We start from the raw sequence: 13,569 nt of genomic DNA, 5'->3' as shown, positions 1-13,569 counted from the left end.
GTGGTCGCAGGGGTTCCGGGCGGCGGCCAGTGTAGGGGCGGCGTAGAATTCGTCACCGGGCCCGAATTTGGCGCCCGGTTTTTTTTTGGCTGACCCACGGGGCGCGCATCATGGAAATCTTCGACTACGACAACGTCCTCCTGCTGCCGCGCAAGTGCCGCGTCGAGAGCCGCTCCGAATGCGATGCCTCCATCCAGTTCGGCGCGCACAAGTTCAACCTGCCGGTGGTGCCGGCGAACATGAAGACGGTCGTCGACGAGCCGATCACCGAGTGGCTGGCCGCGAACGGCTACTTCTACGTGATGCACCGCTTCGACATCGACAACGTCGCCTACGCACGCCAGATGCGCAGCAAGGGCCTGATCGTCTCGGTCAGCTCGGGCGTCAAGCCGCCCGACTACGCGGTGATCGACCGGCTCGCGGCGGACGGTGTCGGCGCCGACTACATCACGATCGACATCGCGCACGGCCACGCCGACAGCGTGCAGAAGATGATCGAGTACATCAAGAAGAAGCTGCCGAGCACCTTCGTGATCGCCGGCAACGTCGCGACGCCCGAGGCGGTGATCGACCTCGAGAACTGGGGCGCGGACGCGACCAAGGTCGGCGTCGGCCCCGGCAAGGTCTGCATCACCAAGCTGAAGACCGGCTTCGGCACCGGCGGCTGGCAGCTCTCGGCGCTGAAGTGGTGTGCGCGTGTCGCCACCAAGCCGATCATCGCGGACGGCGGCATCCGCGACCATGGCGACATCGCCAAGAGCATCCGTTTCGGCGCCTCGATGGTGATGATCGGCTCGCTGTTCGCCGGGCACGAGGAATCGCCGGGCCAGACGGTCGAGGTCGATGGCAAGCTGTACAAGGAGTACTACGGTAGCGCCAGCGACTTCAACAAGGGCGAGTACAAGCACGTCGAGGGCAAGCGCATCCTCGAGCCGATCAAGGGCCGCCTGGCCGACACGCTGCGCGAGATGCGCGAGGACGTGCAGAGCTCGATCTCTTACGCCGGCGGCACCCGACTGATGGACGTGCGCAAGGTGAACTACGTGATCCTGGGCGGGGACAACGCGGGCGAGCACCTGCTGATGTAACTGCGGCCAATACAATTCGGTCACCATGACCGAACTCGCGAAATCCTTCGAACCGCAAGCCATCGAGGCCCGTTGGGCACTCAAGTGGAACGAGCCCGGCGCGTTCGCGCCGACGCTCGACCCGGCCAAGCCGTCGTTCAGCATCCAGCTGCCGCCGCCGAACGTGACCGGCACCCTGCACATGGGGCACGGGTTCAACCACACGATCATGGACGCGCTGACGCGCTACCACCGCATGAGCGGGTTCAACACGCTGTGGCTGCCGGGCACCGACCATGCCGGCATCGCGACGCAGATCGTCGTCGAGCGGCAATTGCAGGACGAAGGCCTGAGCCGGCACGACATCGGCCGCGCCAAGTTCATCGAGCGGGTGTGGGACTGGAAGGCGCACAGCGGCAACGTCATCACCTCGCAGATGCGGCGCATGGGCGACACGGTCGACTGGTCGCGCGAGTACTTCACGATGGACGCGACCCAATCGGCGGTCGTCAACGAGACCTTCGTGCGCCTCTACGAAGAGGGCCTGATCTACCGCAAGAAGCGCCTGGTCAGCTGGGACCCGGTGCTGCGCTCGGCGGTCTCCGACCTCGAGGTCGAGAGCGAGGAGGAAGACGGTTTCCTCTGGCACATCCGCTACCCGCTTGCCGACGGGTCGGGCTCGCTGGTGGTCGCGACGACGCGGCCGGAAACCATGCTGGGCGACACCGCGGTGATGGTGCACCCGGATGACGAGCGCTACACCGCCTTCATCGGCAAGCAGGTCACGTTGCCGCTGTGCAACCGCACGATCCCGGTGATCGCCGATGCGTATGTCGATCGCGAGTTCGGCACCGGCGTCGTCAAGGTCACCCCGGCGCACGACGCGAACGACTACGCGGTCGGCCAGCGCCACCACCTGCCGATCATCGGCGTGCTGGCGCTCGACGCGACCATCAACGACAACGCACCCGAGGCCTACCGCGGGCTCGACCGCTTCGTCGCGCGCAAGCAGGTCGTCGCCGACCTGGACGCGCTCGGCCTGCTGGTCGAGACCAAGAAGCACAAGCTGATGGTGCCGCGCTGCGCGCGCACCGGCCAGGTCGTCGAGCCGATGCTGACCGACCAGTGGTTCATGGCGATGACGCAGCCGGGACGCGACGGCGAATCGATCGCCGGCCGCGCGATCCATGCGGTCGAGAACGGCGACGTGCGCTTCGTGCCGCCGCAGTGGGTCAGCACCTGGAACCACTGGATGGGCAACATCCAGGACTGGTGCATCTCGCGCCAGCTCTGGTGGGGCCACCAGATTCCGGCGTGGTACGGCACGGGCGGCGAGATCTTCGTCGGCCGCGACGAAGCCGAGGCGCGCGCGAAGGCCGTGGCCGCCGGCTACACCGGCACGCTGCGCCGCGACGAGGACGTGCTCGACACCTGGTACTCGGCCGCGCAGTTCCCGTTCTCCACGCTGGGCTGGCCCGCCAAGACGATCGAGCAGGACCTGTTCCTGCCGTCCACCGTGCTGGTGACGGGCTTCGACATCATCTTCTTCTGGGTGGCCCGGATGATCATGATGACGCTGCACTTCACCGGCCAGGTGCCGTTCCGCAGCGTCTACATCCACGGCCTGGTGCACGACGCGCAGGGCAAGAAGATGAGCAAGAGCGAGGGCAACGTGATCGACCCGGTCGACCTGATCGAAGGGGTCGATCTCGACACGCTGATCAAGAAGTCGACGACCGGCCTGCGCCGCCCCGAGACCGCGCCCAAGGTCGCCGCCCGCGTGAAGAAGGAATTCCCCGAGGGCATGCCTGCCTACGGCGCCGATGCGCTGCGCTTCACGATGGCCAGCTACGCGAGCCTGGGCCGCAACATCAATTTCGACACCAAGCGCTGCGAGGGCTACCGCAACTTCTGCAACAAGCTCTGGAACGCGACCAAGTTCGTGCTGATGAATTGCGAGGGACAGGACTGCGGCGTGAAGGAGCACACCAAGGCCGAATGCGCGCCCGGTGGCCCGTTCCACGGCTACATGCAGTTCAGCCCCGCCGACAAGTGGATCAGCAGCGAGCTGCAGCGGGTCGAAGACGCGGTGGCGCATGGGTTCGCCGACTACCGGCTCGACAATGTCGCCAATGCCATCTACGGCTTCGTCTGGGACGAGTACTGCGACTGGTACATCGAGATCGCGAAGGTGCAGTTGCAGACCGGCACCGAAGGCCAGCAGCGTGCCACGCGCCACACGCTGATCCGCACGCTCGAGACGGTGCTGCGGCTGATGCACCCGATCATGCCGTTCATCACCGCGGAGCTGTGGGAATCGGTCGCGCCGGTGGCGGGGCGCCACATCGAGGGCGGCAGCATCGTCACCGCCCCGTACCCGAAGGCGCAGCTCGAACGCATCGATGCCGACGCCGTGGCCTGGGTCGCGAAGCTCAAGACCGTGGTCGGCACCAGCCGCACGCTGCGCAGCGAGATGAACCTGTCGCCGGCGGCCCGCGTGCCGCTGTGCGTGGTCGGCGACGACGCGTTCATCGCGCAGGCCGAGCCGCTGCTCACGGCCCTCGCGAAGGTCTCGGAACTGCGCCGCCTCGACAGCGACGCCGCGTTCGCCGACGCGACGCGCAGCGCCGCGGTGGCGGTGGCCGGCGATTCACGGCTGGCGTGGCTGGTCGAGATCGACGTGGCGGCCGAGACCGAGCGCCTGAACAAGGAGATCGCGCGGCTGCAGGTGGAGATCGCCAAGGCGGCCGGCAAGCTCGCGAACGAGAGTTTCGTCGCGCGCGCGCCCGCTGCCGTGGTCGCTCAGGAGAACCAGCGCGTCGCCGACTTCACGGCAACTGTGGCTCGGCTGCAAGATCAGTTGGCTCGCCTGGCATCGTCGCCTTGAACGTGCGCGTGGCGTTGGGCGTGGCGCCGAGCATCTCGTCGATGCGGCGCGCCACGGCCCAGGCGCTGCGCAGGCGCGACTCGCGGGTCGTGCTCGCGACGCGGGGCGTGATCTGCAGGTTCTCGATGCCGTGCAGCGGCCGGCCTTCGTCGAGCGCGCCCGGCTCCAGGCTGTCCAGCCACGCCGCCGCCACGCGGTCGCTGTTGAGCGCGTCGGCCAGCGAGGCCTCGTCGAACAGGCCCGAATGGGCGATGCTGACGATCACCTGATTCGGCTTGCAGAACGGCAGGAAGCGCTCGCCCAGCAGCCCGTGGTAGCGGCTGAAGTAGCTCAGCTGCACGCAGACCGCGTCCGACTGTTCGAGCAGCTCGCGCAACCCCATCGGCTTGACGCGCCAACGCTCGAAGACCGGATCGCTGGCATGCAGAGCGGGGTCGTAGCCGACCATCTTGGAGCCGAAGCCGGCCAGCATCTGCGCCATCACGCGTGCCGACGGCTGCATGCCGACCAACCCGACCGTGGCGGCGCCCAATTCGCGGCCGACCAGCATGCCGTCGGAGCCGACCACCGGCACGCGGCGCAGCATCGACAGCAGCGCGCCGATCATGAACTCGGCCTCGGCCTGTGCGGTGGCCGTCAGCCCGCGCACGACCTCGACCCGGGCCCGCGAGCAGGCGTCCAGATCGATGTTTTCGGCCCCGGCGCTGACGCGTCCGACTGCACGCAGCACCGGCGCGTAATGAAGCGCCTGCGCATCGATCGTGACCGACGGCGGCACGATCAACGCGCGGACGTTGTAGAGGGCCTGTCGGAAGGCGCGCGGGTCGCTGGCGAGTTCCGGCGCGTACCGGATCGCATAGCGCGACTCCAGCCACTGCATGACCTCGGCTTCCAACGATTCGATGATCAGCAGATCCATGCGCAGGTGTGAATTGGTGAGGCTTTGTCCGACGAGCTCCCGGTCAGCCGCGTGCCAGAATGAAGGCACGACATCAGGGCCAGCGAAGGGGATTGTAAGTAAATGTTAGTCACCAAAGCGATTTTTCCAGTGGCAGGTCTCGGGACCCGTTTCCTTCCGGCCACCAAGGCCCAGCCGAAGGAGATGCTCCCGGTTGTCGACAAGCCCCTGATCCAATATGCGGTGGAGGAAGCCTATGCCGCCGGCGTCCGCGAAATGATCTTCGTCACGGGGCGCCACAAGCGCCCCATCGAAGATCACTTTGACATGACTTTCGAGTTGGAGGTAGCCCTCGAACAGGCGGGTAAGCAAGAGTTACTGGAAGTTGTCCGGACCGTGAAGCCGGACGACATGGAGTGCATCTACGTGCGCCAGGCCCAGGCGCTCGGCCTCGGCCACGCGGTGCTGTGCGGCCAGCGCCTGGTCGGCAACCATCCGTTCGCGGTGTTGCTGGCGGACGACCTGATGGTCGGCGAGAAGCCCATCCTGAAGCAGATGGTCGAGCAGTACGAGGAGTGGCGGGTGTCCATCCTCGCCGTCCAGGAGGTGCCGCCGGAGCACACGCGGCGCTATGGCATCGTCGACGGCACGCCGGTGACCGATCACCTGATGGATGTGAACCGGATCGTCGAGAAGCCCGCGCCGGAAGACGCGCCGTCGCGCCTGGGCGTGGCCGGCCGGTACATCCTGACGCCGGGCGTATTTCACGAAATTGCCAACCAGACGCGGGGCGTCGGGGGCGAGATCCAGCTGACCGACGGCATCGCCGGTCTGCTTCGACGCGAGAAGGTGTTCGCGTACCGCTACGACGGCAAGCGCTACGACTGCGGCAGCAAGGAAGGATTCCTGCAGGCCAACGTCGAACTGGCACTCGCCCACCCGACGCTGGGGCCGGGCTTCCGCGAGTTCCTGAAGGGACTGTCGATCTAGCTAGCGCCGGCGCAGGAAGTGGATGAACTCGTCGTTGCTGCTTTCCTGCTCGACGAGTTCGTTGCCGGTCTGCCGGGCGAACGCCTGGAAATCGCGCATCGAGCCCGGGTCGGTCGCCACCACCTTGAGGACCTCGCCGCTGAGCATGTCGGCGAGCGCCTTCTTGGCTTTCAGGATGGGCAGCGGGCAGTTCAGGCCGCGCGTGTCGAGTTCTTTCTGGGCGTTCATCGTGTTCCTCGTGTCGGGCGATTCTACGAGCCCTCGGCCGCCGCAGGGCGCGGGGGCAGTTCCACCCATTGCGGCGTGATGCCCCGACCGGTCAGCCAGTCCGCCACCGCATAGCCGGTGCCGGCGCGCCAGCACTTGATGTCCTCGGGGCGGTACAGCCGGTACTCGGCCAGCTCCGGCGACAGCACGACCTCGCCCCGCGCGACCGCGTGGTACGCGATGATCACTTGGTTCATGCGCTGGAAGTCGTAGACGCCGACCAGCTTCAGCGCGTCGACATCGAGGTTGGTCTCTTCCTTGATCTCGCGCGCGATGCCCTCTTCCGGCGTCTCGCCGGCTTCCATGAAGCCGGTGATCAGCGCGAACATGCGGCCCGACCACGCGGCGTTGCGCGCCAGCAGTACCAGCCCGTCGCGATCGGCGCATTCGACGATCCCGGCCAGCACAGGCGTCGGGTTGTTCCAGTGCGTCCACTCGCAGGCAGGGCAGCGCGTGCGCGACTTCTCGCCGCCGTCTTCCAGGCGCGCAAGCAGTTGCAGCGGCGTCGCGCAGTTTGGGCAGAAGTTGAAGGCGGCGCTCATGCGGGGAACACCCCGGTCGACAGGTAGCGATCGCCGCGGTCGCAGACCACGAACACGATCGTCGCGTTCTCGACCTGCTTCGCGACCTGCAGCGCCACCCAGCACGCGCCCGCCGCCGAGATGCCGGCGAACAGGCCCTCCTCGGCCGCCAGCCGGCGCGCCATCTGCTCGGCGTCGGCCTGGCTGACGTAGATCATCTCGTCGATGAAGGTCGGGTCGTAGATTTTCGGCAGGTAGGCCTCGGGCCACTTGCGGATGCCCGGGATGCGCGAGCCCTCGCTCGGCTGCGCGCCGATCACGCGGACCGCCTTGCTCTGCTCCTTCAGGTAGCGCGAGGTACCGGTGATCGTGCCGGTCGTGCCCATCGCGCTGACGAAGTGCGTGACGCGGCCCTTGGTGTCGCGCCAGATTTCCGGGCCGGTGGTCTCGTAGTGGATGCGCGGGTTGTCGGCGTTCGCGAACTGGTCGAGCACGCGGCCCTTGCCGTCCTTCTGCATCTGCTCGGCCAGGTCGCGGGCGTATTCCATGCCGCCGGAGCGCGGCGTCAGCAGCAGTTCGGCACCGAACGCCTTCATGGTCTGCGCGCGTTCGATGCTGAGGTCCTCCGGCATGATCAGCAGCATGCGGTAGCCCCGGATCGCCGCCGCCATCGCCAGCGCGATGCCGGTGTTGCCTGAGGTGGCCTCGATCAGCGTGTCGCCCGGCTTGATGTCGCCGCGCTCCTCGGCGCGGCGGATCATGCTGATCGCCGGGCGGTCCTTGACCGAGCCGGCCGGGTTGTTGCCCTCGAGCTTGCCGAGGATCACGTTGCCGCGCTGCTCGTTGTCCAGCCCGGGGATGCGCACCAGCCGTACCAGCGGCGTGTTGCCGATCACGTCTTCGACGGTGTTGTACTTGGGGGCGGCTTTGGATCGCGATGGGGCGCTCATGAACTCTCCTCGGCGGCGATTCTCGCAGGCCGTGGACAGGAACGCTGGATCAGGGATTGGTGCCTCGGGTCGGACTTGAACCGACACGCCTTGCGGCAACGGATTTTGAGTCCGTCGTGTATACCGATTTCACCACCGAGGCCGGTGCTGCAGAGGGCGCGATTCTGCCACAGCGGGGTCTCGCAGGCGCGCCCTTAGACTCTGCTTCCTGCCCGCCCCAACCGGAAGTTCGCGCATGCCGCCGATGCCCCCTGTGACCCAAGCCCTGCTGCTGATCAACGTGGCGGCGTTCTGTATCGATTACTTCCTCGGGCCCTGGTTCACGCGCGCCCTGGCGCTGTGGCCGCTCGGTGGTGGCTTCCTGCCGTGGCAGGTGGTCAGCTACTCGTTCCTGCACGGCAGCATCACGCACCTGTTCTTCAACATGCTCGGGCTGTGGATGTTCGGCTCCGACCTCGAGCGCCTGTGGGGGCCGAAGCGCTTCCTGCAGTTCTACTTCGCCAGCGTGCTGACGGCCGCGCTGACGCAACTGCTGTTCGCCGCGCTGACTGGCGCGATCTACCCGACCGTCGGCGCGTCCGGCGGGCTGTTCGGCCTGCTGCTGGCGTTCGGCATGATGTTCCCGAACCGCATGATCATGCCGCTGTTCCCGCCGATCCCGATGAAAGCCAAGTACTTCGTCGCGATCTTCGGCGGTCTCGAACTGCTGTTCGGCGTGACCGGCACCATGCAGGGCGTGGCCCACTTCGCGCACCTGGGCGGCATGCTCGGCGGCTTCCTGATGATCCGCTACTGGCAGGGGCGCTCGCCCTTCGGGCGCTGAGTCAGTAACCGCGCGCCCGGTCGACGACCTGCGGCGGTACCTCGCCGCGTTCGACACATCGCAGGCCGGCGACGAACTGCGCCGCGATCGTCTGCGGTGACGATTGCGCCGCGATGTGCGGCGTGATTGTGATGCCCGGCACGCTCCACAACGGGTCGTCCGTCGCCATCGGCTCGTTACGCTGCACGTCGAGCGCGGCGCCGGCGAGGTGACCGCTGCGCACCGCGGCGATCAGGTCGGGCTCGACGACATGCGCGCCGCGCGCGATGTTGATCAGGTAGCTGCCCACGGGCATCTGCCCGAACGCGCGGGCGTCGAGCAGGCCGTCGGTCTGCGGCGTCAGCGGCAACGCGCAGACGACGATGTCGCTGCTCGCGAGCAGCGCGTCGAGCGATGCGCCGGTGCTGCGGCTCCAGCCGGTCACCGCGAAACCCACGGCGCCCAGCAGACGCGCGACCGCGCCGCCCATCGTGCCCATGCCGAGCACCGCGACGCGGCTGCGCGCGGCGGCCATCGGGCGGCGTGTCCACGAGCGCTCGCGCTGCAGCGCCTCGTAGCCCGGCAGGTCCCGCACGTGCCGCAGCGCCATCAGCACGACGAACTGCGCGATGCCCTCGGCCTGTTCGGTGTCGACGATGCGCGAGAGGGGCACCTGCGCGGGCAGCTCGGGCACCAGCAGCTTCTCGACGCCGGCCGCGACCGAGCAGACCCACTTCAGCCGCGGCAGCCGTGCCGCCACGCCCGCGGGAAAGCGCCAGCCGAGCACCACGTCGATCCCGGCGAGTTCGGCGTCGGTGATGTCGCGCCGGTAGTCGACCAGTTCGACGTCCGGCGCGATCGCCTGGATCGCGATCCTGAATGCACCCGCGGGAATCGGATCGGTCAGCAGCAGTGTTTTCATGGTCGGGAGTGTCAGGCGACGAGGCCCTGGTTGACGGTCGGGTAGCGCAGCTGCAGGCGCAGTTCGCGCTTCAGCCGGTCGTTCACGAGCCGGCGCGATTCGCCCATGAAGCTCAGCTGCATCGGCGACATCTCGTCGCTGGCCTGCGCGCGGGCGATGCGCCGCGGCCGCGGCAGGCCTTCGAGGTCGGCGGCGAGATCGAAGTAGTCGCCCATCTTCATCTCGGTGTCGTCGCTGGCGTGCACCACGCGCTGCGGCAGCCCGCGGCGCAGTGCGGCGACACAGGCCCGCGCGAGGTCGTCGGCGTGGATGTGGTTGGTGTACACGTCGTCGTCGGCGGCGAGCACCGGCGTGCCGCGCGCAAGGCGCTCGCGCGGGTGCCCGCCGACGCGGTCGCCGGCGTAGATGCCGGGGATGCGCAGCAGGCTCACACGCGCGCCAAATGCGCGCCCGTACCAGCGCAGGCGTCGTTCGGCATCGACGCGCCGACGCCCGCGGTCGGTCGCCGGGTTCGGCGTGCGCGTCTCGTCGAACCGCGCGCCGTCGCAATCGCCATAGACGCCGCTGGTGCTGCCGTAGACGATGCGCCGCACACGTGCATGCCGCGCCAGCGCCTGCAGCAGGTGGGCGGTGCGCGAATCGGTCGCGCCGCTGCCGGGCGGCGGCGCCAGATGCAGCACCGCGTCGGCCACCCCCGCCAGGCGCGCCAGCGTGGCCGGCGCATCCAGGTTGCCGACCAGCGGCATGGCCCCCGCCGCGCGCAGTTCGACGCGCCGCGCCGGATCGGAGGTCAACGCGAGCAGGCGCCAGCGTCCGCGCAGCAGCCGGACGACGCGCAGGCCGACATCGCCGCAGCCGACGATCAGCAGCGTCGGCCGCTTGAAGCGCGTGGCGCGGTCCATCAAGGGGAGATTCGATGTGCAGGCAAAATCACCGGCTCAGTTTAATGAGATCGCCGCCAGGCGCTCGCCATCCCATGCCCTTCACCGTCACCGTGCAACCCAGCGGCCGGACCTTCTCGGTCGACCGCGACGAACCGATCCTCACCGCCGCCATCCGCCAGGGGATCGGCCTGCCCTACGGTTGCAAGGACGGCGCCTGCGGCTCGTGCAAGAGCCGCATGCTCGAGGGCCGCGTGATCCATGGCGTGCACCAGAGCAAGGCCCTGAGCCCCGAGGAAGAGGCCGCCGGCTGGATCCTGACCTGCCAGGCCGCGCCGCAAAGCGACGTGGTCGTCGAGGCCCGCACGGTGCCCGGCGCGGGCGAGTTCGCGATCCGCAAGATGCCGTCGCGCGTCACGACGATCACGAAGCCGGCACCCGATGTCGCGATCCTGCAGATGCAGCTGCCGGCCAACGACCGGCTGCAGTACCACGCCGGGCAGTATGTCGAGTTCATCCTGCGCGATGGCTCGCGACGCAGCTACTCGATGGCCAACGCGCCGCACACGCAGGTCGACAAGCCCGGCATCGAACTGCACCTGCGGCATCTGCCCGGCGGCAAGTTCACCGACCACGTGTTCACCGCGCTGAAGGAGAAGGACATTCTGCGCATGGAGGGCCCGTTCGGCAGCTTCTTCCTGCGCGAGGACTCCGACAAGCCGATGATCCTGCTCGCCTCCGGCACCGGCTTCGCGCCGATCAAGGCGATCATCGAGCACCTGCAGTTCAAGCACAGCCAGCGGCACGCGGTGCTCTACTGGGGCTGCCGCAGCAAGGCCGACCTGTACCTGCACGACTGGGCGCTCGAGGCCGCGAATGCGCTGCCGAACCTCACGTACATCCCGGTGCTCTCCGAGCCCAGACCGGAAGACGCGTGGACCGGCCGCACCGGCCTGGTCCACCAGGCCGTGATGCACGATCACCCGAACCTGATGAACCACCAGGTCTATGCATGCGGCGCGCCGATCATGGTCGAGTCGGCCCACAAGGATTTCGTCGCCCGGTGCGGCCTGCCCGACGACGAGTTCTACGCCGACTCGTTCACCTCCGAAGCCGACAAGCATGGCGCGTAGCCCCGGCGCATGAACACCCGCACCGATGCCGGTTCGTATGGCGCCGTCGCCATCGGTCTGCACTGGCTGCTCGCCATCGCGCTCGTCGGTGCGTTCAGCGTCGGCGTCTACATGCACGACCTGCCGTTCTCGCCGCAGCGGCTGCGGCTGTTCAACTGGCACAAGTGGGCCGGCATCACGATCCTCGCGCTGTCCGTGCTGCGCCTGCTCTGGCGCGTGACGCACCGCCCGCCGCCGCTCGCTCCCGCGGTGCTGAACGCGATGCCGCCGTGGCAGCGCCATGCGCACTACGCAACGCATGCGCTGCTGTACGGGCTGTTCCTTGGCGTGCCGCTCGCCGGCTGGGCCTACAGCTCGGCCGCGGGCTTTCCCGTCGTCTGGTTCGGCGTGTTGCCGCTGCCGGACTGGGTGGCGGTCGACAAGGCGCTCGCCACCGACGTGCTGAAGCCGCTGCACCAGACGCTCGCCTTCGCGCTCGCGGCGCTGGCCCTGCTGCACGTGGCCGCGGCACTGAAGCACCAGTGGATCGACCGCGATGGCCTGTTCTGGCGCATCTGGCCGCAGCGCACCCCGCGATGAAGGCAGTGCTGGCTCTGGCTCTGGCACTGGTCGCGGGCGCCGCGCTCGCACAGCCCGTGGCCACGCTCGACCCCGCCCGCAGCGAGATCACGTTCACGAGCACGCAGATGGGTGTGCCGGTCGAAGGTCGGTTCCGCCGCTTCGACGCCGCCATCGCGCTCGATCCAAAGCGACCGGAAACCGGCAGCGTCGGGATCACCCTCGACGCCACGAGCGCGACGCTCGGCATCGCCGAGACCGATGCCGAGCTGCTGAAGCCCAACTGGTTCGACACTGCGCGCTTCGCGCAGGCAAGCTTCCGCTCCACGGCGATCAGGAGCACCGGCGCCGGCCGCTACGAGGTGGCCGGCACGCTGACCGTCAAGGGCAGCGCACAGCCCGTCGTCGTGCCCGTGACGCTGGTGCAGCAAGGCGCGATGGCCACGGCGACCGGCGCCTTCACGATCAAGCGTCTGGCCTATCGCATCGGCGAGGCGGAGTGGGCGGACACGAGCCTGGTCGCGAACGACGTGCAGGTGCGTTTCAAGCTGGTCGTGAACGGCCTGCCGCCCCCTTGATTGCAGGCGAACGGCGCGCAACGGCGACCGTAGAATCCGGCGCGCGGCCACGCGAGCCGCAGCATTCCGGGAGGCCCTTCATGTTCGTTCTTCACCGCATGGGCGCGGGCACGCTGCTGCTTGCCGCCACCTTGTCGACGGCGCTCGTCGCCAACGCCCAGACCCTCGGGCGCGGCGGCTCGCTCGCCACCGGCGGCGCCGGTCCGGACGGCGCGCAAGGCGCGAACGCGCAACTCGAGCGCTGCGATGGGCCCAAGGGCACGCTGGCGGTCGTCGAGCCGCAGAGCCAGGTGCTGTCCAACCTGCAGCGCTACGGCCTCGGCTCGCCGACCGCGGTGCTGCGCATGCTGGTGCAGCAGTCCAACTGCTTCCAGGTCGTCGAACGCGGCGCGGCGATGGGCAACATGATGCAGGAGCGCGCGCTCGCGCAGTCGGGCGAACTGCAGGCCGGGCAGAACATCGGCAAGGGCCAGATGGCGGTCGCGGATTTCATCGTCAATCCGAGCGTCGTGTTCAGCGAGAACAACGCCGGCGGCGTCGGCGGCGCGATCGGCGGGCTGCTCGGCGGGCGCGCCGGCCTGATCGCCGGCGGGCTGGCCGGTGGCCTCAAGTTCAAGGAGGCGCAGACCATGATGCTGCTGGTCGATTCGCGCTCCGGCATCCAGGTCGCAGCGGCCGAAGGCAGCGCACAGAAGGCGGACTTCGCGCTCGGCGGCGCGCTGTTCGGCGTGGGCGGCGGCGCCACCGGCGGCGGCTACAGCAACACGAACGAGGGCAAGGTGATCGTTGCGTCCTTCGTCGACAACTGGAACAACATCGTCCGCGCGATCCGCGCCAACCCGTCGCTGATCCAGGGCCGCAGCGCCGCCTCGGTCAACAACGCGGCCGCCAGCCCGAAGGCCAATCCGACCGCCGCGGGCGACGTGATGATGCCCAAGATCAACGGCGTCAAGCTGCTGCGCCAACCGCGCGACGGCAGCCCCGAGGTCCAATCGCTGACCAAGGACGACGAGGTGCTGCTGCTCGGCGAGGAGCAGAACGGCTTCGTCAAGGTCACCGCCTCGCGCGGCGACGGCTGGATCAAGGCCATTCTGCTGCGCAAACCCTGATGGACC

General features: G+C 68.4%; 14 protein-coding genes and 1 tRNA gene. 8 read left to right on the top strand and 7 right to left on the bottom strand.

The features are described from left to right. Positions 1 to 110 precede the first annotated feature (110 nt). Positions 111 to 1,088 (top strand): GMP reductase, encoded by a 978-nt coding sequence (locus ASC76_RS14470; protein ID WP_056467633.1) that lies wholly within the window; start codon positions 111 to 113, stop codon positions 1,086 to 1,088. Between the two features lie 25 nt (positions 1,089 to 1,113). Further along, positions 1,114 to 3,954, top strand: a complete 2,841-nt coding sequence (locus ASC76_RS14465) for a valine--tRNA ligase (protein ID WP_056467629.1) — start codon at positions 1,114 to 1,116, stop codon at positions 3,952 to 3,954. Here the strand turns inward: ASC76_RS14465 and ASC76_RS14460 are convergent. Continuing rightward, the gene (locus ASC76_RS14460; protein WP_056467626.1) at positions 3,896 to 4,873 is read right to left on the bottom strand and encodes a D-isomer specific 2-hydroxyacid dehydrogenase family protein; all 978 of its coding nucleotides are present in this window, start codon (positions 4,871 to 4,873) and stop codon (positions 3,896 to 3,898) included. The genes ASC76_RS14465 and ASC76_RS14460 overlap by 59 nt on opposite strands. A 102-nt stretch (positions 4,874 to 4,975) precedes the next feature. Here ASC76_RS14460 and galU point away from each other — a divergent pair, with 102 nt between their 5' ends. Beyond that, complete coding sequence (galU, locus tag ASC76_RS14455; RefSeq protein ID WP_056467624.1) at positions 4,976 to 5,842, top strand: UTP--glucose-1-phosphate uridylyltransferase GalU; 867 nt, start codon at positions 4,976 to 4,978, stop codon at positions 5,840 to 5,842. Here the strand turns inward: galU and ASC76_RS14450 are convergent, their stop codons facing one another. From ASC76_RS14450 to ASC76_RS14435, 4 genes are all read right to left on the bottom strand, one after another. Then, entirely contained in the window at positions 5,843 to 6,070 is a 228-nt protein-coding gene (locus tag ASC76_RS14450; RefSeq protein WP_056467621.1) for a sulfurtransferase TusA family protein, read from the bottom strand. It abuts the gene before it with no gap. Positions 6,071 to 6,093: 23 nt separating this feature from the next. Further along, on the bottom strand, positions 6,094 to 6,651 hold the full coding sequence (locus ASC76_RS14445) for an NUDIX domain-containing protein (RefSeq protein WP_056467617.1): 558 nt from the start codon (positions 6,649 to 6,651) through the stop codon (positions 6,094 to 6,096). Beyond that, on the bottom strand, positions 6,648 to 7,580 hold the full coding sequence (gene cysM / locus ASC76_RS14440; protein ID WP_056467614.1) for a cysteine synthase CysM: 933 nt from the start codon (positions 7,578 to 7,580) through the stop codon (positions 6,648 to 6,650). Before cysM ends, ASC76_RS14445 begins: the two co-directional genes overlap by 4 nt. A 57-nt stretch (positions 7,581 to 7,637) precedes the next feature. After that, a tRNA-Leu gene (locus ASC76_RS14435) sits at positions 7,638 to 7,722 on the bottom strand. A 93-nt stretch (positions 7,723 to 7,815) separates the two neighbouring features. Here ASC76_RS14435 and ASC76_RS14430 point away from each other — a divergent pair. After that, positions 7,816 to 8,403, top strand: coding sequence for a rhomboid family intramembrane serine protease (locus ASC76_RS14430; RefSeq protein ID WP_056467612.1), 588 nt, complete (start codon positions 7,816 to 7,818; stop codon positions 8,401 to 8,403). A 1-nt stretch (position 8,404) separates the two neighbouring features. On the opposite strand, the gene ASC76_RS14425 is transcribed toward ASC76_RS14430, so the two are convergent. Then, positions 8,405 to 9,304: a glyoxylate/hydroxypyruvate reductase A gene (locus tag ASC76_RS14425; RefSeq protein ID WP_056467610.1), complete on the bottom strand. Its 900-nt coding sequence runs from the start codon at positions 9,302 to 9,304 to the stop codon at positions 8,405 to 8,407. A gap of 11 nt (positions 9,305 to 9,315) precedes the next feature. Continuing rightward, positions 9,316 to 10,206 carry an NAD-dependent epimerase/dehydratase family protein gene (locus ASC76_RS14420; protein ID WP_056467607.1) on the bottom strand — a complete coding sequence of 297 codons (891 nt, stop codon included), beginning with the start codon at positions 10,204 to 10,206 and terminating at the stop codon, positions 9,316 to 9,318. Between the two features lie 74 nt (positions 10,207 to 10,280). On the opposite strand from ASC76_RS14420, the gene ASC76_RS14415 reads away from it, so the two are divergent. The 4 genes from ASC76_RS14415 (at position 10,281) to ASC76_RS14400 (ending at position 13,563) form a co-directional block, all read left to right on the top strand. Continuing rightward, positions 10,281 to 11,318 carry a CDP-6-deoxy-delta-3,4-glucoseen reductase gene (locus tag ASC76_RS14415; RefSeq protein WP_056467604.1) on the top strand — a complete coding sequence of 346 codons (1,038 nt, stop codon included), beginning with the start codon at positions 10,281 to 10,283 and terminating at the stop codon, positions 11,316 to 11,318. 9 nt (positions 11,319 to 11,327) lie between these two features. Continuing rightward, on the top strand, positions 11,328 to 11,897 hold the full coding sequence (locus tag ASC76_RS14410) for a cytochrome b (protein WP_056467601.1): 570 nt from the start codon (positions 11,328 to 11,330) through the stop codon (positions 11,895 to 11,897). Further along, positions 11,894 to 12,454: a YceI family protein gene (locus ASC76_RS14405; protein WP_056467598.1), complete on the top strand. Its 561-nt coding sequence runs from the start codon at positions 11,894 to 11,896 to the stop codon at positions 12,452 to 12,454. The genes ASC76_RS14410 and ASC76_RS14405 overlap by 4 nt, the downstream gene beginning before the upstream one ends. An 80-nt stretch (positions 12,455 to 12,534) precedes the next feature. Continuing rightward, the gene (locus ASC76_RS14400) at positions 12,535 to 13,563 is read left to right on the top strand and encodes a CsgG/HfaB family protein (protein WP_082549198.1); all 1,029 of its coding nucleotides are present in this window, start codon (positions 12,535 to 12,537) and stop codon (positions 13,561 to 13,563) included. The last annotated feature ends 6 nt before the right edge of the window (positions 13,564 to 13,569 follow it).

Source organism: Rhizobacter sp. Root404 (assembly GCF_001425865.1).
Lineage (GTDB): Bacteria > Pseudomonadota > Gammaproteobacteria > Burkholderiales > Burkholderiaceae_C > LMDS01.
This window is presented reverse-complemented; position numbering and strand designations above follow the sequence as displayed.

Excerpts from the sequence above, each read along its gene's own strand:
- ASC76_RS14470 (WP_056467633.1), top strand. The coding sequence starts at position 111 with ATGGAAATCTTCGACTACGACAACGTCCTCCTGCTGCCGCGCAAGTGC.
- ASC76_RS14445 (WP_056467617.1), bottom strand. The coding sequence starts at position 6,651 with ATGAGCGCCGCCTTCAACTTCTGCCCAAACTGCGCGACGCCGCTGCAA.
- ASC76_RS14405 (WP_056467598.1), top strand. The coding sequence starts at position 11,894 with ATGAAGGCAGTGCTGGCTCTGGCTCTGGCACTGGTCGCGGGCGCCGCG.
- ASC76_RS14410 (WP_056467601.1), top strand. The coding sequence starts at position 11,328 with ATGAACACCCGCACCGATGCCGGTTCGTATGGCGCCGTCGCCATCGGT.
- ASC76_RS14430 (WP_056467612.1), top strand. The coding sequence starts at position 7,816 with ATGCCGCCGATGCCCCCTGTGACCCAAGCCCTGCTGCTGATCAACGTG.
- cysM (WP_056467614.1), bottom strand. The coding sequence starts at position 7,580 with ATGAGCGCCCCATCGCGATCCAAAGCCGCCCCCAAGTACAACACCGTC.
- galU (WP_056467624.1), top strand. The coding sequence starts at position 4,976 with ATGTTAGTCACCAAAGCGATTTTTCCAGTGGCAGGTCTCGGGACCCGT.
- ASC76_RS14400 (WP_082549198.1), top strand. The coding sequence starts at position 12,535 with ATGTTCGTTCTTCACCGCATGGGCGCGGGCACGCTGCTGCTTGCCGCC.
- ASC76_RS14450 (WP_056467621.1), bottom strand. The coding sequence starts at position 6,070 with ATGAACGCCCAGAAAGAACTCGACACGCGCGGCCTGAACTGCCCGCTG.
- ASC76_RS14460 (WP_056467626.1), bottom strand. The coding sequence starts at position 4,873 with ATGGATCTGCTGATCATCGAATCGTTGGAAGCCGAGGTCATGCAGTGG.
- ASC76_RS14425 (WP_056467610.1), bottom strand. The coding sequence starts at position 9,304 with ATGAAAACACTGCTGCTGACCGATCCGATTCCCGCGGGTGCATTCAGG.
- ASC76_RS14465 (WP_056467629.1), top strand. The coding sequence starts at position 1,114 with ATGACCGAACTCGCGAAATCCTTCGAACCGCAAGCCATCGAGGCCCGT.
- ASC76_RS14415 (WP_056467604.1), top strand. The coding sequence starts at position 10,281 with ATGCCCTTCACCGTCACCGTGCAACCCAGCGGCCGGACCTTCTCGGTC.
- ASC76_RS14420 (WP_056467607.1), bottom strand. The coding sequence starts at position 10,206 with ATGGACCGCGCCACGCGCTTCAAGCGGCCGACGCTGCTGATCGTCGGC.